At 72.5% G+C, this 19,811-nt stretch carries 20 protein-coding genes and 1 pseudogene; 9 read left to right on the forward strand and 12 right to left on the reverse strand.

Annotation, left to right across the window (positions count from 1 at the left end; all coding sequences use genetic code 11):
• The 6 genes from DMB38_RS17955 to DMB38_RS36945 all read right to left on the reverse strand — a co-directional run bounded on the left by DMB38_RS17955 (position 1) and on the right by DMB38_RS36945 (position 5,675).
• Positions 1-945: an ABC transporter permease gene (locus DMB38_RS17955; RefSeq protein WP_125936038.1), complete on the reverse strand. Its 945-nt coding sequence runs from the start codon at positions 943-945 to the stop codon at positions 1-3.
• Entirely contained in the window at positions 942-2,531 is a 1,590-nt protein-coding gene (locus DMB38_RS17960) for an ABC transporter substrate-binding protein (RefSeq protein WP_125936039.1), read from the reverse strand. Before DMB38_RS17960 ends, DMB38_RS17955 begins: the two co-directional genes overlap by 4 nt.
• 201 nt (positions 2,532-2,732) lie before the next feature.
• Positions 2,733-3,839: a hypothetical protein gene (locus DMB38_RS17965; protein WP_125936040.1), complete on the reverse strand. Its 1,107-nt coding sequence runs from the start codon at positions 3,837-3,839 to the stop codon at positions 2,733-2,735.
• Positions 3,840-3,937: 98 nt separating this feature from the next.
• Entirely contained in the window at positions 3,938-4,381 is a 444-nt protein-coding gene (locus DMB38_RS17970) for a GNAT family N-acetyltransferase (RefSeq protein WP_125936041.1), read from the reverse strand.
• Positions 4,382-4,436: 55 nt separating this feature from the next.
• Positions 4,437-5,039, reverse strand: coding sequence for a hypothetical protein (locus DMB38_RS17975; protein WP_240662344.1), 603 nt, complete (start codon positions 5,037-5,039; stop codon positions 4,437-4,439).
• An 81-nt stretch (positions 5,040-5,120) separates the two neighbouring features.
• Complete coding sequence (locus tag DMB38_RS36945; protein WP_240662345.1) at positions 5,121-5,675, reverse strand: discoidin domain-containing protein; 555 nt, start codon at positions 5,673-5,675, stop codon at positions 5,121-5,123.
• 2,047 nt (positions 5,676-7,722) lie between these two features.
• Here DMB38_RS36945 and DMB38_RS37680 point away from each other — a divergent pair.
• Positions 7,723-7,812: pseudogene (locus tag DMB38_RS37680) on the forward strand (ATP-binding protein); the annotation flags it as partial.
• A gap of 199 nt (positions 7,813-8,011) precedes the next feature.
• Here DMB38_RS37680 and DMB38_RS17990 read toward each other — a convergent pair.
• The 3 genes from DMB38_RS17990 to DMB38_RS18000 form a co-directional block, all read right to left on the reverse strand.
• Positions 8,012-8,416, reverse strand: a complete 405-nt coding sequence (locus DMB38_RS17990; RefSeq protein WP_240662347.1) for a PIN domain-containing protein — start codon at positions 8,414-8,416, stop codon at positions 8,012-8,014.
• Positions 8,413-8,664 carry a type II toxin-antitoxin system prevent-host-death family antitoxin gene (locus DMB38_RS17995; protein WP_125936043.1) on the reverse strand — a complete coding sequence of 84 codons (252 nt, stop codon included), beginning with the start codon at positions 8,662-8,664 and terminating at the stop codon, positions 8,413-8,415. Before DMB38_RS17995 ends, DMB38_RS17990 begins: the two co-directional genes overlap by 4 nt.
• Positions 8,665-9,000: 336 nt before the next feature.
• Positions 9,001-9,474: a hypothetical protein gene (locus DMB38_RS18000; protein WP_125936044.1), complete on the reverse strand. Its 474-nt coding sequence runs from the start codon at positions 9,472-9,474 to the stop codon at positions 9,001-9,003.
• A 371-nt stretch (positions 9,475-9,845) separates the two neighbouring features.
• Between DMB38_RS18000 and DMB38_RS18005 the strand changes: the two genes are divergently transcribed.
• The 8 genes from DMB38_RS18005 (at position 9,846) to DMB38_RS18040 (ending at position 16,872) form a co-directional block, all read left to right on the forward strand.
• Positions 9,846-10,157: a hypothetical protein gene (locus tag DMB38_RS18005; protein ID WP_125936045.1), complete on the forward strand. Its 312-nt coding sequence runs from the start codon at positions 9,846-9,848 to the stop codon at positions 10,155-10,157.
• A 15-nt stretch (positions 10,158-10,172) separates the two neighbouring features.
• Positions 10,173-10,976, forward strand: a complete 804-nt coding sequence (locus DMB38_RS18010; RefSeq protein WP_240662349.1) for a helix-turn-helix transcriptional regulator — start codon at positions 10,173-10,175, stop codon at positions 10,974-10,976.
• Positions 10,977-10,986: 10 nt separating this feature from the next.
• Positions 10,987-11,706 (forward strand): SDR family oxidoreductase, encoded by a 720-nt coding sequence (locus tag DMB38_RS18015; RefSeq protein ID WP_125936047.1) that lies wholly within the window; start codon positions 10,987-10,989, stop codon positions 11,704-11,706.
• Between the two features lie 141 nt (positions 11,707-11,847).
• Positions 11,848-13,491, forward strand: coding sequence for a substrate-binding domain-containing protein (locus tag DMB38_RS18020; RefSeq protein WP_125936048.1), 1,644 nt, complete (start codon positions 11,848-11,850; stop codon positions 13,489-13,491).
• A gap of 143 nt (positions 13,492-13,634) precedes the next feature.
• Positions 13,635-14,021, forward strand: coding sequence for a helix-turn-helix transcriptional regulator (locus DMB38_RS18025; protein WP_206337707.1), 387 nt, complete (start codon positions 13,635-13,637; stop codon positions 14,019-14,021).
• Positions 14,022-14,042: 21 nt separating this feature from the next.
• Entirely contained in the window at positions 14,043-14,861 is an 819-nt protein-coding gene (gene modA / locus DMB38_RS18030) for a molybdate ABC transporter substrate-binding protein (RefSeq protein ID WP_125936049.1), read from the forward strand.
• A 77-nt stretch (positions 14,862-14,938) separates the two neighbouring features.
• Positions 14,939-15,775, forward strand: a complete 837-nt coding sequence (locus DMB38_RS18035) for an ABC transporter permease (protein WP_240662718.1) — start codon at positions 14,939-14,941, stop codon at positions 15,773-15,775.
• Between the two features lie 47 nt (positions 15,776-15,822).
• A complete protein-coding gene (locus tag DMB38_RS18040) occupies positions 15,823-16,872 on the forward strand; it encodes an ABC transporter ATP-binding protein (RefSeq protein WP_125939114.1) in 1,050 nt (349 codons plus the stop codon).
• Positions 16,873-16,943: 71 nt separating this feature from the next.
• On the opposite strand, the gene DMB38_RS18045 is transcribed toward DMB38_RS18040, so the two are convergent.
• The 3 genes from DMB38_RS18045 to DMB38_RS18055 form a co-directional block, all read right to left on the reverse strand.
• On the reverse strand, positions 16,944-18,101 hold the full coding sequence (locus DMB38_RS18045; protein ID WP_125936051.1) for an SPFH domain-containing protein: 1,158 nt from the start codon (positions 18,099-18,101) through the stop codon (positions 16,944-16,946).
• 120 nt (positions 18,102-18,221) lie between these two features.
• Positions 18,222-18,659 carry an NfeD family protein gene (locus DMB38_RS18050; RefSeq protein WP_125936052.1) on the reverse strand — a complete coding sequence of 146 codons (438 nt, stop codon included), beginning with the start codon at positions 18,657-18,659 and terminating at the stop codon, positions 18,222-18,224.
• Between the two features lie 127 nt (positions 18,660-18,786).
• Positions 18,787-19,773 (reverse strand): bile acid:sodium symporter, encoded by a 987-nt coding sequence (locus DMB38_RS18055; protein WP_125936053.1) that lies wholly within the window; start codon positions 19,771-19,773, stop codon positions 18,787-18,789.
• Between the last annotated feature and the right edge of the window lie 38 nt (positions 19,774-19,811).

Below are 19,811 nucleotides of genomic sequence, written 5' to 3' on the forward strand. Positions count from 1 at the left end.
TCAGGCTTCCTCCGCCCGCGGGTCGAGGGCTCGTACGACCAGGTCGCCGACGAGGTTGACGAGGATGACGACGGCCGCGACGGCGAGGACGACGGCCTGGATGACGGGGTAGTCGCGCTGCCCGACCGCGCTCATCAGCAGCGAACTCACCCCGGGCCAGCCGAAGATCGTCTCCACCAGCACGGTGCTGCCGATGAGCGTGGTCAGCTCCACCGTCGTCGCGGACGCCACCGGCAGCAGCGCGGTGCGCAGCGCGTGGTCCTTGATGACCCGCTGCTCGGCGAGGCCCTTGGAGCGGGCGGTGCGGACGTAGTCCGCGGAGAGGGTCTCCAGCATCGCCGCGCGCGTCATGCGCGTGATGACCGCGCATGAGGCGGCGGTGAGCGTCACCACCGGCAGGATCAGGATCTGCAGATGGGCCACCGGATCCTGCCAGGGCGTGGTGAAGCGCTGCGGCGGCAGGATCGGCACGAGGAACGCGAAGACCATCAGCAGCAGCGTGCCGACGACGAACACCGGCAGCGAGATGCCGAAGATCGAGCCGGCGACCAGCGCGTGGTCGGCGGGCTTGTCCGCGCGGGTGGCCGCGACCCGGCCGAGCAGCACGCCCAGCGTGACCGCGATGACCAGCGAGACGAGCACCAGCTCCAGCGAGTTGCCCAGCCGGTTCGGCAGGTCCTGCATCACGGGGCGGCTGCTCAGCAGTGAGGTGCCGAGGTCGCCCTGGAAGAGCCGGCCCCAGAAGCCGACGTACTGGCTGATGAAGGAGTCGTTGAGGTGCATCGCCTCGCGGGTCTGCGCCACCTGCTCCTCGGTGGCGCCCTCGCCGAGCGCGGCGCGCGCCGGGTCGCCGGGGATGAGGCGGACGAGGAGGAACACGATGCTGCCGACGGCGAAGAGCTGCAGTGCCGCCTGCGCGAATCTGGTGAGGAGGAACCGTCTCATTTCTTGTCCATCCATATGCGGCGCAGCGTCACTCCGGTCCACGAGCCCTTCGGCGGGTGCCGGTAGCCCTTGACGTAGTCGTAGTGCGCCTCGCCCTGCTGGCGGCGTACGGTCCAGGTCATCGGCACCAGCTCCAGGGCCCGTTCTTCGACGTCCCGGTAGATCTCGTCGCGCAGCGCGCGGTCGCGGGTGCGGCGGCCCTCGGCCAGGAGCTGGTCGAGGCGCTCGTCCTTGAAGTCGGTGTTCTTGGTGAACGTGCCGGTGCTGCCGAGGAAGTCGCTGAGGGAGGCGGGGTCGCCGAACTTCGGCGCGGTGCCCCAGGAGTGCACGGGGTACGACCTGGCCTCGACGCTGGCCCGGAAGGTGAGCCACTCCTGCTGGGTGAGCCGCACGTCCACCCCGGCCTCCCGGATGCCGGGGAGCATGGCCTGGGCGGGGCGGGCGATGACCGAATACGTGCTGGTGGTGACGACCGGCAGCGTCAGGTTCTCCTGGCCGGCCTTCTTGAGGAGGAAGCGGGCCTGCTCGGGGTCGTAGTCCATGGTGTTGTCGAGGGAGCCGGAGTAGCGCGCGAAGGCCGGCGGCATCAGCGCGCCGTCGATCGGCTGGCCGTGGTTGAGGAGCGCGGTCTCCAGTACGGAGTCCCGGTTGATCGCCATCGCGACGGCCCTGCGGACGCGTACGTCGTCGAAGGGCGGCTTGCTGGTGACGAAGCCGACGAAGCCGAAGCCGAAGCTGCGGTCCGAGGCGAGGCGCAGCCGGGGGTTCTCGCTGATGACGTCGACGTGGGTGGCGGGGACGTAGTCGATCATGTCGACGGTGGCGGTGCGCAGGGCCGTGACGCGGGCGTAGTCGTCGCTCATCGGCTGGAAGACCATGGCGTTGAGGTACGGCAGCTCGGGCTCGAAGTACTCGTCGAAGCGCTCGAAGGTGGTGCTCACGCCGGGGATGCGCTCCACGAACCGGAACGGTCCCGTGCCCATGACCTGCGTCTTGGGGTCGACGCCCGACTCGATCCAGCGCTGGGAGACGATGTTCGCGGTCGGGTTGGCGAGGACGAACGGGATCGTGGAGTCCGCCTGCTTGAGGTGGAAGAGGACCGTGGTGTCGTCCTTGGCCTCGACCTCCTCGATCAGGTCGAGGAGCGGGCCCGTGGTCGCCGCGGTCTTCTCGTCCATCATCCGGCGGAACGAGAACGCGACGTCCTTCGTGGTCAGCCGCGAGCCGTCGTGGAAGCGGACCCCGGGGCGGAGCTTCACCTCGTACGTCGTGTCGTCGGCCCAGCCGAACTCGGCGGCCAGGTCGCCGATGATCTCGCCGTCGCCGTCGTACTGCAGCAGCGCGTTGTACGTGAGCTGCCGCAGCAGGTCCGACGCGGCGCCCGTCGTGACGTGCGGATCGAGGTTGGCCGGGTCCGTGGAGAGCCCGAAGTGCAGCACCCCGCCGCGGCTCGGGCCGCCGGGCCGGGGCGTGACCTCCTCCATGGACGACGGCAGGTTGACCGGGCTGCCGCACGCGGCCAGCGCGGCGCTGCCGAGCGCGCCGCCGCCGGCGGCGAGGAGGTGCCGCCTGCTGATTGGTGCCATTGAATATCTCCACACATCGGGGCCAGGGGACGAGCCGTACCGGCGGTGGATCCACCGTGCATGTGGCAGGTATACACGGGGTCCACATGAGGGTCAACGGGTGTGCAGACCTTGATACCGGAAGAGAAGCGGTGGTCAGCGAGGTGTGGAGCGGCGGTGGGGGACGTGGCCTGGCGGCCGGGCGGGAGCCCGTACGTGCCGTCAGCCCGGCAACCGGGCGCGGGCCTGGGCGAACAGCTCCCGGCGGGCGCCGCCCCAGGTCACGGCGGCGTGCGCGAGCGCCTCCAGGGCGGCCCGCAGCGGGTCGGGATCGGCGGCGGCGAGGAGCGCGGGCAGTGCCATGGCCTGCTGGAGCGCGTCGTCGTTCCCGCCGCCGGGGGCGGGCACGAGGGTCATCGGGACGCTCGGGTCGGCGAAGAGCCGGTCGAAGGCCCGCCCCTCGTCATCGAACGGCTCCGGCAGGTCCTCGTCCCGGTCCAGGGCGGCGAGTCCTGCGGCTATCCAGCCGATACGGTCGAGTCCGGCCGCCGCGAGCGCCCGGTGCGCGGCCCAGCGGGCGAGGCCGCGCTGCGCCCGCGGGCCCGCGGCGTCGACCTCGTCGATCAGGTCGCGGTCCCACGTGACCAGCCACGACCCGGCCCCGATGGCGGCGCGCACCCGCTCGCCGGGGATCCGCCCGCCCCACCGCCGCCGCTCCACCTGCTCGTGGAGCGCCGTGCGCTCCCGCTCCTTACGCTCCCGCTCCGCCCGCGCGGCCGCGGCGGCTTCCTCGCGCGTGGGCGGCGGGGGGAGGCGACGGGCGTACTCGTGCCGGTGCGCGGCGCGGCGGGAGGTCTGGCGGATCATCCGGTCCGGGGCCGGCGGGGCGGGCCAGAACTGGAGCAGGTAGTGGTCCACGGGCGGCCCGCCTTCGAGCACGGCCGACTCCGCGTCCCACTCCACGTCCATACCGCGTGCGCAATACCGCACCCGGTGGTCGGTCTCCGCCAGCTCCGCGGCGCACAGCTCCCCGTCACCCCACGGGTACACCGCCGTCCGCGGTGCGGCGGGCCGGAAGGAGACCTCCACGACCTCCTCCCAGGCCGCGGCGACGGGCGGCGCCTCGTCGTGCACCTCGACGGTCAGGCCGACCCGGCCGGTGTGCAGCCCGGTGGTGAGGAACAGGTGCCCGGGCACGGCGGCCCCGCACAGCCCGTTGCGCTGCCCGGCGAACGTCTCCGCCAGGCCCTCCCCGGGCCAGTCCTCCCTGCTTTCGACATAGAACTGTCGGTAATGCACGTGCAGTTCGCCGCTGTACACCGTCCGCATGGCGGCAATGCTGCCCGCCGCCACTGACAACGGGACACGAGCGCAGGCGGGCCGGGACCCCACGCGACCCGCCGCGCCCGGCGCCGTCCGCGCGGGGCCTAGGGGGCCAGTTTCATGTCGATCCAGGGGATCGTCTCGCCCGGCAGCACGTAGCGCTCGGTCTCGACGAAGCCGTGCTTGCGCGCGAACCGCAGTCCGCTGTCGTTCGACGACAGCACCACCGTCGCGATCTGCTCCGCGCCCAGCTCCCACGCCCGGAAGAGCCCGCGCGCGTACAGCTCCTCGCCGATGCCCCGGCCGCGGTGCTCGGCGAGGACGCGGGCGATGACGGTGGCGGTGCGGGTGCCGTCCTCGGGCGGGCGCACGGTGCTGCAGCCGACGAGCACGCCGTCGGCGTAGGCCAGCTCCAGGTGGTGCCGCCACGCCCGGTCCCGTACGTCGTCCAGGGAGAGGTGATGCGTCGGGATCGTCGCGTTGTGGACGCGGCGCCAGTCCCGGAGCGCCTCGTCGTCGGCCGGCGGCGTGAAGCGGAGATCGGACACCCGGGCAGCCAACATCGCGGACGGCCCGCGCGTCAAACCGGTCCTCCGCAGTTGGTCAGTGCCCGCCGACGGGTTCGGTGCAGCCGCCTTCCATGTAGACGCCGTGCACGTCGATCTCGCCGGGCCAGTCGGTGTTGCCGCTGATGCACGGGCCGGCCCCGGCCACCATGACGTCCCAGGCGACGGCGGATGCGCCGGCCTGACGCGCGGTCACGGTATCCGTCGCGTACCCCAGGTCTTCGAGAACGCGCCGGATCTGCCGCTCGTCCTTCGGGCCGGCGGGGGCGGCGTCCTCGAGCGCCGCGGCGATGCGTGCGGCGTGGGCCTCGCCCCGGCACAGCTCGTCGGGGGTGACGTCGGTGGTCTGCTTGTAGGCGTTGTTCTCGCCGTACTTGGGGTTCTCGGGTACGCCCCCTTCGCCCTCGCCCTCCGCCGCGGCCGTGGGCTCCGGCCGCACGTCGCGGCACTTCCGCGCGATGCCGGGCCACGCGCGGTCGTGCTCCTGCCGCGTCGCTTCGGCGTACTCCTCCGCGGTGGAGGGGGAGCCGCCGCCCGACGGCATACCCGTACCCGTACCGGAACCGCTCTCCTCACCGCACCCGGCCAGGAGCACCGCACCCGCGCACACCGCGGCCAGGAACCCGAAACCCCGCCCCACCCCGAACCTCCCCGACCCGCACCCCAGAGCCCATGACCGGACGATCCTCCCGCACCCCCGCAACCCGCGCAGTAGCGGACGTCACGCACCGGAGGCGGGCGGCAGGATCGTGGCCGCGGCGGCGGGGAGGTCGACGCGGACGGTGCGGGCGGGATCCCCGTCCGTTCCCGCGGGGACGTGGACGGTCGCCCGGACGGCGGCGTTGGTGAGGTTGAAGACGGCGAGGTGGCCGTCGGCCAGCGCCGCCGCCACGCCGGGCACGTCCGTGGTCGGTGCGGGGGCCGCCGCCAGGGCGCGGGTGCGGCCGGCGCGCTGCGCCGGGTAGCCCTCGGCGATCAGCGGGGCGGCCGGGCCCGCGGAGAGGGTGACGGAGCCGGCCGTCACGCGGATCGGGTCGCTTCCGCCGCGTACGACGAAACCGGCCCGGTCGTCGACGTTCACCCAGTTCCCCGTGAAGCGGTGCGCCGTGGGCACCGCCGCCACGTCGCGCCAGGCGGCGCCGTCCGCGGACACCTGCACCCGGTACTCCGCGCCGTACGCCGCCTCCCACCCCAGCAGCACCCGGTCCACCCGCTGCTCCGCGCCCAGGTCCACCGCCAGCCAGCTGTCCGCCCGCGGCCGCTCCGCGCGGGCCACCGCCCAGCGGGTGGCGGGGTCGCCGTCCGTGGCGTGCGGCGGGGGTAGGCGGGGTCGGCGGACGAGGCGGTGGCGGTACGGCCGCGGGCCAGGTCGGTGGCGGAGCCGGGGCCGTAGACCTCGACGCGCCAGAGGGAGTAGCCGTACTGCGTCGCGGGCCGGGCGCCGAGGATCCGCACGTGCCGCGCCGCGACCGCGGGGAAGCGCACCTCGTCCACCCCGCCGTCGCCGCCGTCGGGCGCCAGGGTGACGGCGCCGCCGGGGCCGTGGAACGTACGGTCGCCGTCGAGGCCCCGTACGCCCGGCATGGCCAGCGTGTGCAGCCGCAGCCGCCCCTCGTCGGCGGCGAGGCCGGACGTGGCGTAGACGACCGCGCCGGTGGGCAGCGTCGCGTAGCCCGCGGTGCCCTGCGCGAAGCGCAGCACCGTGGCGGAGCCGTCGAAGCCGTCGGCGGCCCGGGTGTAGCGGGCGACGCGGCGGCCGGTGACCGCGAGCGCGGTGCCCGGCAGGAACGCGGGGGCGGCGCCCGTGACGTCGAAGAGCCAGTCGTCGTGCTCGGGCAGGTACGCGAACTTCACGTGCCCCGCCTTGCTCACCGCCATCGCCAGGGCCTGCGCCGACTGGTGTGCGACGAGCCCGACTTCGGCGCCGTAGTCCGTCGCCCCGGTCACACTCGCCCAATAGCGGGCCTCACTCACCGGCCGTACGTCGCCGTGCAGCCGGTCGCGCCAGACGTGCAGCAGGTACGCGATCGCCACCTCCGCGCGCGCCTCCGGCTCGTACTTCGGCTCGCCGCTGAACTTCGTCAGCCGGTTCTCCGGCGGGTACGCGAGATACGGCTCCAGATGCGCGGCGAGCATCCGCTCCGCGCGGGCGGTGTACGGGTCGGCCTGGCCCATCCGGCGCCAGGTCAGGGGGAGTACGTCGCGGCCGTAGAGGTGGTAGCGGTCGGCCACCATGGGGTGCGAGGAGAGTCCGGCGGCGGTGCCGAGGTGGGTCATCGTGTGCCAGAGACCGGCCGCGTTGGGCTGCTTGGCGAGCACCTCGGGCAGCGGGGCGCCGGCGATGAGGAAGTGGAGCGCGTTGCGCCCGGGGTACGCGCCCGTGGACTGCTGGTACATGGGCGCGTAGGTGCCGTGGTTCTCCACGACGTGGCCCTCGTACATGTTCTGCGCGGTGTTCCATTCGGACACCGGACGGCCGTCGATGAGCGTGCCGTTCTCGCGGTCCGCGGAGGGCAGCCCCGTCATGTTCGACAGCCAGCGGGTCAGCCACTCGCGCCAGGCGGGGGCGTCGGGGTGGCCCGGGTGGTACGCGAGGCCCGTGGCCAGCGGCATCGACTTCGCGCCCATCTCCTCGATCTTCGAGTCGCCGCGGTGCCCGCCGGTGAGCCCGTTGGACGACCAGCCGCCGCTGCGCGGATCCTCGCCGGCGCCGAGGCCCGCGACGTACTGCGCGCCGCGGACGGCGATGGCGTCGACGTGCGTGCGGGTGGTTGCGTCGAGGTCGTCCCAGAGCAGCCGGGCGGCGGCGACGAAGTACGACTCGAACGTCCCGTCCCAGAACACCCGCCCGCCCCACTCGTACCCGCCGCCGCCCCAGGTCGCCCCGGTGGCCCAGAAGTTGGTGGCGGCGAAGTGCCGGATGGTCCGTACGGTGTGGTCGGCGAGCGTGTCGCGGCCGACGCCCGCGAGGTCCGCGTCATACGTGCCGTGGGTGAGCAGCACGGCGTTGCCGAGGACGCTGACGAAGCCGAAGTCGGCGAGCGGGTAGCGCCCGGCGGCGTCGTCCCACTGCGTCTCGACCCAGCGGGTGTGGCGGAGCAGAAGCCGGTGGTAGAGCAGGGCTTCGGGACCGGGCCCGGAGGCGGCGGCGCCGACCCCCGGCGTGCCGAGGGCCAGCCCGGCGGCGGTGGCCCCGCTCGCGAGCAGAAACCGCCTGCGGGGAAAGGGAGTCGGGGTCGCCATAGCGGGATGCCTCCCGTCGCCGCGGTCCGGGCCCCCGACTGTAACCCCTGTGACCGCGGGGGAGTAGATCGCGGCGAGCGGTGGGTGCGGGTCCCGACCGCGCCGACGACATCCGCGTGTGCGTCTCCGAGCTGGTGACCAACGCCCTGGTGCACGGCACCCCGCGGGGCTGCCCGTCTGGGCCTCCTTCAAGCTCCCCGGCGCTGCCCCTCTGGCCCGCGCGACCACCACGTGAAACCTCCGCGGAGGTCTGCGTGCCCGATGCGTGCCCGATCGGGTGGGGATCCACGAGTCCGGCAGGACCCGTGCAGTCCTAGGTCTGTGACCTGGGACTTGCTGGTTGTCCGAGCCTCTCGGTGCAGCTTGGAGTCAGGGGACGGGGAACATCTCTGCGGCCACGCCGGGCAGTTCATCGAACTTCGCATGGGCGTCGGTGGTCATCACCGTCCGGTTCGTGGCAATCGCCGTCGACGCGATGATCAGGTCGTGCGCACCGCGCGGCTTGCCCAGCTTTCGGGTGTACGCCAGCAACCGGGCATGCACACGCGCTACATCCAGCGTGTAGTCATCCACCGGGACTATGGCGAGCACCGCGTCGACGAATCCCTGGCGACGGCGTGTGGTCAGCTCGTCCGCCGCGAGTTCCACGCCCTGCAGCAGTTCAGCCGCCGTGACGGCAGCGATGGTGATGTCGTCATCCCGGGCGCGCAACAGCTTGGCCAGCTCAATCCGGCCGCGATCGACCGCAGCAAGGACACCGGTGTCGAGGATCACCCTTCCCACGGATCCTCCAGAGTCAGCAGCTTCCGGGTCTCCAGCACATCGGACGCGAAGTCCTCGTCGAGAGCCGCGGCGTGTGCTTCCAGCACGTCGGCAAGCGCAGCGCCGTTCCCGCTGGGTGCCGGCCCGAGGATCGCCAGACGTCTGCCGTTGCGGGTGATCACGATGGTTTCCCCGTGCTCCGCCTGGTCCAGCACCGAAGCGAAGCTCCGGGAAGCCTCGCTTGCGCTCATCATCTTCATGCATTCAGAATATCAGAAACCTGCTGGTAAAATGAGGTGAGACGTCGGGCCGCCGGTTCCGGGTGCATGTCACCGTCGAGGACGACGCCCGCCGCACCTCCGACCGCACCGGCCCCGGCAAGCTCGTCTGGGCCTCGTTTATCAGAACGGTGACATGAGCGGAGGACCGCTCACCCTTCACGGCAGGGGACGGGCGCCGCTCGGCCCGCGGTAACCGGCAGCTCGCACGGCGGAGCCCTCCCCGATCCTCGGGAAGGGCTCGCGCTGCCACAGCTCACCGGACCGTGTGAAACCGCCACGCAGTTTCGCGCCGCATCACCCCGGCCCCGGCCGGCATCAGGTCCGTCCGGAACGGTTCATGCAGGGACCGGTACTCCCCTGGTCGCTCCAGAGTTCCATACTGAAACCCTGATCCTCGGGAAGAGACACGTTGTCCTCGATCCAGGTCCGCTTGAAGAGCCACCACCTCCAGTCCCAGTCATTGTTGAACTCGATGGCATACGCGTCGAATTGAAGCGTGTCTCCGGAACTGTTGATGACGTCGGTGCTGTTCGTGAAGGTGAAAATCTCGCCATGTGCCTGGAAGTAGAACCTGGCGAAGTTCGTGGAATCGTCCTTGTGCCGGACCGTGATCCACGCATCTCGCCCACCCGGATCCGTGGCGCTCGGTTTGCTCCCCGGCTCGCATGTCCAGTTGTCCGCGTTGAATCCTTGCGATCCGTCTTCGGCGTTCGCCGTCCCGGCCCCGGCGAGGCTCAGCGTCAAGAGTGCCGCCGCGGCGGCTCCGATTGCCTTTCCAGCATTGCGCACGAAGGTCCTCCCCCACATCCTGGCTCGAACTTCTCCCCGTCATCTGCGGGTGAGGGAATACTCCCGCCCCGCTGATGCAGAGTCATTGACACTCAGTGACCGATCCTTTGACGCTACGTCCACGGCACGGCGATCACCGTCCGGGACCCCCCTCCCGAGGCGGGTGTGGCCGCAGCCGACGGCGAGCGCCAAGACGGCCAGGGCTGCGAGCGCCACGGCAGGGGAGCGCTTGGTGGTGGTCATCGACGGGTCTCCTCCCGGGACGACGGTCCTCCCCACTGGTGCCTCCGCCCCGCCTGGTCCACGTCACTCCGGCCAGCAGCCACTCGACGGCCGGGTACAACAACTGCGAGTTGCACTAAATTGATGAGGTGCTGAAGAGGCCCTGGATCAAGTTACTGGTCGGTGCGCTGTTCGTGATCAGCCTGGTTATTCTCGTGAACACCGGCCCTGCGCTCACGAACGGCAACGGGGTACTTTGTGGTGCAGAGTCGATGAAACCCGACGAGTTCTGCTATGAGGGCGGTCTCACCGGCGATGGTCGCGACTATGCCGAGATGCAGGAAGTCGAGGCCCGCACCGAGGTCGAAGGTTACGTCGGGATCGGCATCGGCGTACTCGCCATCGCGCTCTTCGTGGGCCACATGATCAGCAGGCCGCGCAAGCCCGCCAGTCCGCGTTGAGGGATCATCGTGGTGGTGAACGTGCACTCCATTCCGGCGCTACGGCAGGCGGAGCCCTGTGAGTCGGTGGTCCGTACGCCGCCGCCCCGGCTGGCGCCGTACGTCATCGGGTGCTCGGCGTTCCGTGCCGGCGGTGGTGTGCCCGTGCGCCATCGGCTGCTGCCGGTCAACGCCACGGTCCTCGTCATCGACGTCACCGGCGCCGACCGCCTCGTCACCGGCGCCCGTTCCGCGTACGGCATCCACGCCACGCAGCGGTGGCGCGAGGGCGTCACCGTCGGCCTCACCCCCGCGGGGACGGCCGCGCTGCTGGGGGTGCCGGCGCGGGAGTTCGTGGGCGAGACGGTGGAGCTGGCGGACGTGCTGGGGCGGCGGCGGGAGGAGGAACTGGCGGAGCGGCTGGCGGAGGCGGGGCCGCGCCGGCTGGACGTCCTGGTGGCGACGATGGAGACGTGGCTGAGGGCGGGGCCGGGAAGCCCGGCCGCCACTCCCTTCGCCGCGGCCTGGCACCGGCTCCAGCGTCCCGGCCGCCGGATCCCCATCCCGGCGCTGGCGGCCCGGCTGGGCGTCAGCCGCCGGTACCTGGAGCTGGGCTTCCGGCGCGAGATCGGCATGCCGCCGGGCCGGGTGGCCCGTATCGCCCGTCTCCAGCACGCGGTCGGCCGGCTCGCCGACCCGGCGCACGACCTCGCGGCCATCGCCGCCACCTGCGGCTACGCCGACCAGCCGCACTTCACCCGGGACGTACGGGAGCTGACGGGCCTGACGCCCACCGCGCTGTGCGCAAACCTTCAATACCGGGAGCCGGCCGCCGGATAGCGTCCCGCGCATGCTGCTGAACGGTAGGACGGCGCTGGTGACGGGCGGTTCGCGGGGCATCGGCCGGGCGATCGTGACCCGGCTGGCGCGCGACGGCGCGCGGGTGGTCTTCACGTACAAGGAGAACGAGACGGCGGCGGCGGAGGTCGTACGCGAGGTCCCGGGCACGGAGGCGGTCCGCGCGGACCAGGAGCAACCGGACGCCCTCGCCCATGCCTTCGCCCCCGTCCGCGACGGCCTCGACATCCTGGTGAACAACGCGGCGGTCAACCCGCGGCTGCCGCTGGCGGAGCTGACGGCGGCGGAGTTCGACCGGGTGCTGACGGCGAACGCGCGGTTCGGCGCCCTGGCGATGCGCGAGGCGGCGGCCCTGATGCCGGACGGCGGCCGGATCGTCAACATCTCCACCCTCAACACGGTGGTCCCGGCCCCCGGTCACGCGCTGTACTGCGCGAGCAAGGCGGTACTGGAACAGTTCACCCAGGTCGCCGCCCGGGAGCTGGGCCCGCGCGGCATCACGGTCAACACCGTCTCCCCCGGCGCCACGGAAACGGCCCTCCTCCACGCCACCAACCCCCCGGAAGCCCTCACCCAGACCGCGGCCATGACCGCGCTCCAGCGCCTGGGCCGCCCGGAGGACATCGCCGCGGTGGTCTCGTTCCTGACGGGCCCGGACGCCGCCTGGATCACCGGCCAGAACCTCCGCGCCACGGGCGGCCTGCTGATCTGAGCGAACACCAAATGGCGTACATGGATCCCGGATGAACAATGGCCGGACGGTTTCGGCATCTCCGGCGGTCGGCCGCAGTCACTCCGCACCCTGGTCTCCTTCCAACTCCTTCGCTGTGCAAGGAATTCAGGGGGCCGGGCGGTGGGCGAACGGGTCGAGCAGTGGATCGCGATTCTCAGTCTCGCGTTTCCCGTGGTGGCGTTCCTGTGGGAGTTCGCCGTCATCGGCCGGAAGCGGCTCGGGTACCGGGTGCAGATGGACACCCTGGCCGCCGATGCCGCCAACAAGCCGTATGCCGGGGTGCTGGGGGACATGCAGCACGACGGGCACCAGCTCAGGGATCCCTCGTTCGTCCTGCTGCGGATCGAGAACGCCGGGTCGACGAAGATCGTGTCCGAGGACTATCTCGCCGATCCCGCCGACCACCACGGCATCAAGGTCACCTTCCGGGACCGGCGGGTCACGGCCGTGGTGCTCACCGACCCGAGCGACGGGGTGCTGCGGGACTTCTTCTTCGAGGTACGGACCGAGGGCGACACCGTGCGCGAGGTCGTCGCCAAGCCGGGGTTCCGGCGGCACAACGACGCGGCGGACCGTACGGGCACCATCCAGCTCCCCAAGGTGACGCTGCCGCGCGGCGCCGAGTACAAGGTGCTCGTCGTGCTGGAGCGGTGGCCCGACGACAACGGGACCGACCGGTTTCCGCCGCCCCTCGTGCAGGGGACCGACGGGCTCGACCGGTGGTACGACCCGCTGGCGCGGTTCCTGCGGCTGCGGGCGACGAGGACCGAGAGCCACGTCTTCGCCTCGCGGCCCGCGTGGTGGGCCATCTGGATCCTCATCGCGGCGGTCGTCGTGCAGGCGTCCTTCACACTCTTCCTCCGCGACGACCGCCGGCCCCCGCTGGGCTGCGTCGACGGCACGCTGCACCTGCACGGCTCCACCGCCTTCGCGCCCGCCGTACGGGCCGCCGCGGCGGACTACCTGGCCCGGTGCGAAGGGGCGGACGTGTCGATTCCGCTGGAGGAGGACACCTTCCGGGGCAGTACGGACGGCGTGACCGACCTCGACGCGGCCGGTGCGGACGAGGAGATCCCGGTCGGCAGGGGGCTCGGCGACCACCTCGCCTTCACCGACGGACTCGCCTCCGCGGGCCATCCCCGGCTGATACCGCGGCCGGTCGCCTTCTCCGTCTTCACCCTCGTCGTCAACAAGGAGGCGGGCGTGGAGAACCTGACGCTCGACCAGATACGGGACGTCTTCGCCGGCCGGGTCGAGAACTGGTCCGAACTCGGCGGCGAGAACGTCCCCGTCCACCTCATCAACCGCGAACCGGGCTCCGGCACCCGCAGCACGCTCGTTGAGAAGGTGCTGAACGGCAAGGAGCCGCCGCAGTTCACGGAGACCGACTGCGCCGCCCTGGGGGCGCGGCGCTACGGGCGCTGCGAGGTCAGCAGCACGGACACGATGCTGGCCGCCACCGCGGCCAAGGCCGGTGCGGTCGGCTACAGCGAGGCCGCCGGCGTGGACGGCCACCGGGCGGCCGGCGAGCTGGTCAAGCTGAAGATCGACGGCAGGGAGCCGACCGCGGCCGGCGTCGAGGACGCCAACTATCCGTACTGGCAGACGGAGTTCGCGTACACCTACGGCGAGCCCCCGGCCGGCTCGATCGCGGCGGCCTTCCTCAACTTCCTCACCCAGCAGACCGGCCGCGACATCCTCCGCGACCAGGGCCACGGCCTGTGCTCCGAGGCCGAGAACACCGGCGAGTGCCGCCCGGTGTGAGGCGGCGCGCCCCGCGACGGCCCTGAGGGAGCAGGCGCTGCGGGTCTGTGGGAACGCACATGCCAGGCCATTTCTCGTATCGCCGAGCTTGTGCGATGTGACCAGTGACTTTCACCTCGCAGGTGCGGCATTATCATCGGCGCATGCATACGTACCGGATGGGAGACGCCGCCGCCCTGCTCGGTGTCAGCGCCGACACCGTCAGGCGGCTGGTCGACGCCGGAAAGCTGACCGCCGAGCGCGACGACGCGGGGCGCAGGATCATCCCCGGGGCGGCGCTCGCGGCGTACGCCCGGGAGATGCACCGAGCGGAGCGGGGGCCGACCGGGTCGTCCGCGCGCAACCGCTTCGCCGGGATCGTCACCGACGTGCACCTGGGGGACGTCTCGGCGCAGGTGGAGATCCAGGCCGGTCCCTTCCGGGTGGTGTCCATGGTCAGCCGGGAGTCGGCCGAGGAACTGGGGCTGGCGCCGGGCGTTCCGGCGGTGGCAGTGATCAAGTCGACCAACGTGGTCGTCGAGAGACCGTAGACGTCAGGGAGTGGACCTGTGATGACCCGTTCCGCGCGCCGGACCGGCGGCTGCCGCCCCACCCTCCGTATGGCCGGCGCCGGGGCCGCCGCCCTGCTGGCGCTCACCGCCTGCTCCGACTCCGACTCGGATGCCGGCTCGGACCCGGGGAAGGGCGGCGAGCTGTCCGGTGAGGTCACCGTCTTCGCCGCCGCCTCCCTCACCGAGAGCTTCGAGAAGCTCGGCGCGCAGTTCGAGAAGGATCACCCCGGTACGAAGGTGACGTTCAGCTTCGGCGGCAGCGACGCCCTGGCCGCGAGCATCACCGGCGGCGCCCCCGCCGACGTCTTCGCCTCCGCCAGCCCCACGACGATGGAGATCGTCACGGACGCCGGGGCCGCCGCCGGCACCCCCGAGACCTTCGTCCGCAACCGACTGGAGATCGCCACCCTGCCCGGCAACCCGGACGGGATCGCCTCGCTGAAGGACCTCACCGACCCGGACCTGAAGGTCGTGCTCTGCGACGAGACCGTGCCCTGCGGGTCCGCCGCGCAGAAGGCCCTGGACGCCGGCGCGCTGAAGCTCACCCCCGTGTCGTACGAGGAGGACGTCAAGTCCGCCCTCACCAAGGTGGTGCTGAAGGAGGCCGACGCCGCCGTCGTCTACAAGACCGACGTGCGGGCCGCCGGCGGCACGGTGGAGGGCGTGGACTTCCCCGAGTCCGCCGACGCGATCAACGACTACCCGATCACCCTGCTCGAGGAGGCGCCGAACGCCGCCGCGGCCGAGGCGTTCGTCGAGCTGGTGCGGTCGGCCGCGGGGCAGAAGGTGCTCACCGAGGCCGGGTTCCTCAAGCCGTGACGCTCCCCTCCGGCGCGGACAAGGGCGAGGCGGCGGACACCCTGGCCGGTGGCCCCGCCCCGCCCCGCTGGCGCCGCGTGCGGCCCCGGCCCGCGTCCCGGACCGCGTCCCGGCCCCGGTCCCGCCCGCCCGGCAGCGGCGGGGCGCCGCTGCCGCTGCTCGTACCGGCGCTGCTCGGCCTCGCGTTCCTCGTCCTGCCGCTCCTCGCCCTGCTGCTCCGCGCCCCGTGGAGCAGCATGCCGGAGCTGCTGACCAGCACCGAGGTGTGGCAGGCGCTGCGGCTCTCGCTGGTGTGCGCGACGGCGGCGACGGCGCTCAGCCTGGTCATCGGGGTGCCGCTGGCGTGGCTGCTGGCGCGGGTGGAGTTCCCGGGGCGCGGGCTCGTCCGGGCGCTGGTGACGCTGCCGTTGGTGCTGCCGCCCGTGGTCGGCGGCGTGGCGCTGCTCATGGCGCTGGGGCGCAACGGGGTGGTGGGGCGGTGGCTGGACGACTGGTTCGGGGTCACGCTGCCGTTCACGACCGCGGGGGTGGTGGTCGCGGAGGCGTTCGTGGCGATGCCGTTCCTGGTCATCGCCGTCGAGGGCACGCTACGGGCCGCGGACCCCCGCTACGAGGAGGCCGCCACCACCCTCGGCGCCTCCCGCTTCACCGCCTTCCGCCGCGTCACCCTGCCGCTCGTCGCGCCGGGCATCGCGGCCGGTGCGGTGCTGGCGTGGGCGCGGGCGCTGGGCGAGTTCGGCGCCACGATCACGTTCGCGGGCAACTTCCCGGGGCGTACGCAGACGATGCCGCTCTCCGTCTATCTCGCGCTGCAGAGCGACCCGGAGGCGGCGATCGCGCTGAGCCTGGTGCTGCTCGCGGTCTCGGTGGCGGTGCTCGCGGGGCTACGGGACCGCTGGATGACCTCGGCATGAGCGGCGATTCGGCACGCGAAGGGGTGGGCGTGGAGGCGGGCGCGGAGATGCCGGGAGAGAGCGGGCTCGACGCGCGGCTCGTGGTCGAACGGGGCGCGTTCCGGCTCGACGTCACGCTCCGCGCACGCCCCGGCGACGTCCTTGCCCTCCTCGGGCCCAACGGCGCCGGCAAGACCACCGCCCTGCGCGCCCTCGCGGGCCTCGTCCCGCTCACGGACGGGCATCTGCGCCTCGACGCCGCGGAGTTGGACCGTACGCCGCCGGAAGACCGCCCGGTCGGGGTCGTCTTCCAGGACTACCTGCTCTTCCCGCACCTCAGCGCCCTGGACAACGTCGCCTTCGGGCCGCGCTGCCACGGCGCCACCAAGGCTGGGGCCCGTGCCGAGGCCGCCGCCTGGCTGGCGCGGATGGACCTCAGCGAGCACGCCGCCGCCAAGCCCCGCCGGCTCTCCGGCGGCCAGGCACAGCGCGTCGCCCTCGCCCGCGCGCTGGCCACCCGCCCCCGGCTGCTGCTCCTGGACGAGCCGCTGGCCGCGCTCGACGCCCGTACCCGCCTGGAGGTCCGCGCCCAGCTCCGCCGCCACCTCGCCGACTTCGAGGCCGTCGCCGTGCTCGTCACCCACGATCCGCTGGACGCGATGGTGCTGGCGGACCACCTCGTGGTCATCGAGGACGGCCGCATCGTGCAGCAGGGCGCCCCCACGGACATCGCCCGCCACCCGCGTACCGACTACATCGCCCACCTCGTGGGCCTCAACCTCTACCGGGGGCGGGCACGCGGCCACTCCGTCGACCTCGCCGGAGGACCCGCGATCACCACCGCCGACGACCTCACCGGGCCGGTCTTCGTCGCCTTCCCGCCCAGTGCCGTGACCCTGCACCGGGACCGGCCCACCGGCTCCAGCGCCCGCAACCTCTGGCGCTGCGCGGTCGCGGGACTGGAGACCCACGCGGACCGGATCCGCGCCGAACTCACCGGCGAACTCCCCCTGGCCGCCGACCTGACGACCACCGCGGCCGCCGAACTCGACCTGCACCCGGGCGCGGAGGTCTGGGCGGCCGTGAAGGCGACCCAGACGCACGCGTACCCGGCCTGAACCCGGCCGTCCGGGGCGCCCAGGCGGCGTGGCCCGGTCGGCCGGTACGGCCCGGGTGGTCCGGCGCACCGTTACTCGTCGGCCGGCTTCGCCTTGTTCGCCTTCTGCGGCTGCGGCGAACTCGCCGCCTCTGCCTCCGCCTTGGCCTCGCTCACCGCCGCGTCCGCCACCTTCGCGGCCTCCACCGCCGCCGCCACCGCGTCGAGCGCGGGCTTCGGCGCGGCGGCCAGCTCGGGCGCCCCGGCCTTGTCGAGCGCCGGCGGCTGACCGTCCGCCGCCGCCCCGGTCGCCGCCGTCTCCGCCGTCGCCCCCGCCGTCGCCGCCTCGTTCGCCTGTACGGCCTGGGGCACGCCCGGCGCCGGCTTGTCGCCGAAGGCGGTGGTGACGGTGCGTACCGCCTCGGTCAGCTCGCCCGGGATCACCCAGAACGTGTTGTTGTCGCTCTTCGCGAGGTGCGGCAGCGTCTCCAGGTACTTGTACGCCAGGATCTTCGGGTCGGCGTTGTTGCGGTGGACGGCCTGGAACACCCGCTCCACCGCCTGCGCCTCGCCGTCCGCCCGCAGGATCATGGCCTGCTGCGCGCCCTGCGCCTCCAGGATGTCCTTCTGCTTCGTCCCCTCGGCGGTGAGGATCTTCGCCTGCCGCTCGCCTTCGGCGTGGAGGATCGCCGCGCGCTTGTCGCGCTCGGCGCGCATCTGCTTCTCCATCGCCTCCTTGATGCTGTGCGGCGGGTCGATGGCCTTGATCTCGACGCGGTTGACGCGGATGCCCCACTTGCCGGTGGCGTCGTCGAGGACCGAGCGGAGCCGGGCGTTGATCTCCTCGCGGGAGGTGAGGGTCTCCTCCAGGTCCATGCCGCCGATGACGTTGCGCAGGGTGGTGACGGTGAGCTGGTCGATCGCCTGGAGGTAGTCGGAGACCTCGTACGCGGCCTTCCGCGGATCGGTGATCTGGTAGTAGAGCACGGTGTCGATGTTGACGACGAGGTTGTCCTCGGTGATCACCGGCCGGGGATCGGAGGAGTACACCTGCTCGCGTACGTCCAGCTTGGTGTTGACGCGGTCCGCCACCGGCAGGACGAAGTTCAGGCCGGGCTGGAGGGTACGGCGATAGCGGCCGAAGCGCTCGATGTTGTAGCGGCGGGCCTGCGGGACGACCCGCACGCTGCTCGACACGAGAAAGACGACGACCAGCGCCGCCAGGAGCATCGGGATGACAACCGGGTCCACACTTCCTCCGTTGGCTGTGCGTTCGGCGGCCCGTCGGGGCTCGGGTCTCAGGGGCTCAAGGGCTCAAGGGCTCAGGGGCTCGGAAGTTCGGGGGCGGGGCGGGTGCGGGGCTCGGCGGGCTCAGGGAAGCAGCTCGCGGGGGTAGACGACGGCCGTCGCGCCTTCGATCTCCATGACCTCCACCAGCGCCCCCACCGGAATCACCGCCGTCTCGTCCAGCGCGCGGGCCGACCACTCCTCGCCGGAGAGCTTGATCAGCCCCCGGGTCGCGGTGACCTCCTGCACGACCTCCGCCCGCTTGCCGAGCAGCGCGTCGCTGCCGTCGCGGGTGAGCGGGGTCTGCGCCATGTGCTTCAGCGCGACGGGACGTACGAGGACGAGCCCCGCTGCCGCCGCCGCCCCGAGGGCCACGAACTGCCCCAGCGCGCCGACGCCCACCCCGGCCACCACGGCGGCGACCATCGCGGCGCCGGCGAGCAGTCCGAAGACGAGCGTCATCGTGAAGAACTCGGCGGCGCCGAGCGCCGCGGCGGCGAGCAGCCAGACGATCCACGGCATCGCGTCAGCCTCCCTCGGGGGACTTGCCCTCCAACCTACCTCTCGGAAATGCCGGGCAGAACAGGCGAGTTCAGGTGGTTCCGGGATTCGGCCGGGCTGTGCGCGCGCCGCGGGAGAGGGCGCGGGGTCAGGCTCGTGCGCGTACGGCGTCCGGCAGCAGCCGGGGGATGAGGCGTACGTAGATCACCATGCCGACGACCTCGACCAGGGTCTGGGTGACGACCACCACCGCGGCGGCGGCCAGCCGGTCGGGCAGCGCGAGGGCGAGGGGGAGGACGACGAGGGAGTTGCGGGTCGCGCCGGTGAAGACGATCGCGCGTCCTGCGGGGACGTCGAGGCGGAACAGCCGGGCGACGCCGAGTCCCGCGAAGGCCATCACGGCGAGGAAGAGGACGTAGAACGGCACCACGCGGGCGACGTCCCCGACGCTGTCGTCGACCTTGGGCACCTGGGAGGCGACGACGGTCGCGAGGGTCGCGGCCATCAGCGGCACCATCGCGGTGCCCGCCGCGTCGGCGGTCTTCTGCCCGGCGGGGCGGCGGGCGGCCCACGCCTGCGTGAGCCAGGCGAGGGTGAGCGGGACGGCGATGAGGACGACAAACGCCTCGACGAAGGGCCCGGCCTCGACGATGTCGGCGAGGTCGGAGCCCATGAAGAGGTAGAGGTACCCGGGCAGGAACACCATCTGCGCGATCAGGAGCAGGGGGGTGGCGGCGAGGAGCCGGCGGCTGCTGCCGCCGGCGAGGCCGCTGAAGACGATGACGTAGTCGATGCAGGGGGTGAGGAGGACGAGCAGGACGCCCATGCGGATGGCCTGCTCGTCGGGGAGGAAGGCGAACATCGCGGCGACGACGAGCGGCACGACGGCGAAGTTGACGACGAGTGCGGCGGCGAGGAAGCGGCCGGCGCGCAGGGAGCGGAGCAGCCGGGCGGCGGGGACCTGGAGGAAGGTCACGTAGAGGAGGGCGGCGAGCACGGGGTTGATGGCGTGCTCGAGACCGGGCCCGGCGCCGGGCGCGGCCCACCCGACGACCCCGCCGGCGACGAGGGCCCCGAGGTAGACGGGAACCTGGTGCCGCTCCATGGCGGCGACGATCCCGCCGGACTGCGCCACGGCTGCTCCTCGGGGGTGGGGTGATCTGCGGTTCTCCC

It is taken from the genome of Streptomyces sp. WAC 06738 (genome assembly GCF_003945505.1).
GTDB lineage: Bacteria > Actinomycetota > Actinomycetes > Streptomycetales > Streptomycetaceae > Streptomyces.

What these genes read in the sequence shown, in the direction of transcription:
- DMB38_RS17955 (WP_125936038.1), bottom strand. Translation starts at nt 945, where the DNA reads ATGAGACGGTTCCTCCTCACCAGATTCGCGCAGGCGGCACTGCAGCTC.
- DMB38_RS17960 (WP_125936039.1), bottom strand. Translation starts at nt 2,531, where the DNA reads ATGGCACCAATCAGCAGGCGGCACCTCCTCGCCGCCGGCGGCGGCGCG.
- DMB38_RS17965 (WP_125936040.1), bottom strand. Translation starts at nt 3,839, where the DNA reads ATGCGGACGGTGTACAGCGGCGAACTGCACGTGCATTACCGACAGTTC.
- DMB38_RS17995 (WP_125936043.1), bottom strand. Translation starts at nt 8,664, where the DNA reads ATGAAGATGATGAGCGCAAGCGAGGCTTCCCGGAGCTTCGCTTCGGTG.
- DMB38_RS18015 (WP_125936047.1), top strand. Translation starts at nt 10,987, where the DNA reads ATGCTGCTGAACGGTAGGACGGCGCTGGTGACGGGCGGTTCGCGGGGC.
- DMB38_RS18025 (WP_206337707.1), top strand. Translation starts at nt 13,635, where the DNA reads ATGCATACGTACCGGATGGGAGACGCCGCCGCCCTGCTCGGTGTCAGC.
- modA (WP_125936049.1), top strand. Translation starts at nt 14,043, where the DNA reads ATGACCCGTTCCGCGCGCCGGACCGGCGGCTGCCGCCCCACCCTCCGT.
- DMB38_RS18040 (WP_125939114.1), top strand. Translation starts at nt 15,823, where the DNA reads ATGCCGGGAGAGAGCGGGCTCGACGCGCGGCTCGTGGTCGAACGGGGC.
- DMB38_RS18050 (WP_125936052.1), bottom strand. Translation starts at nt 18,659, where the DNA reads ATGCCGTGGATCGTCTGGCTGCTCGCCGCCGCGGCGCTCGGCGCCGCC.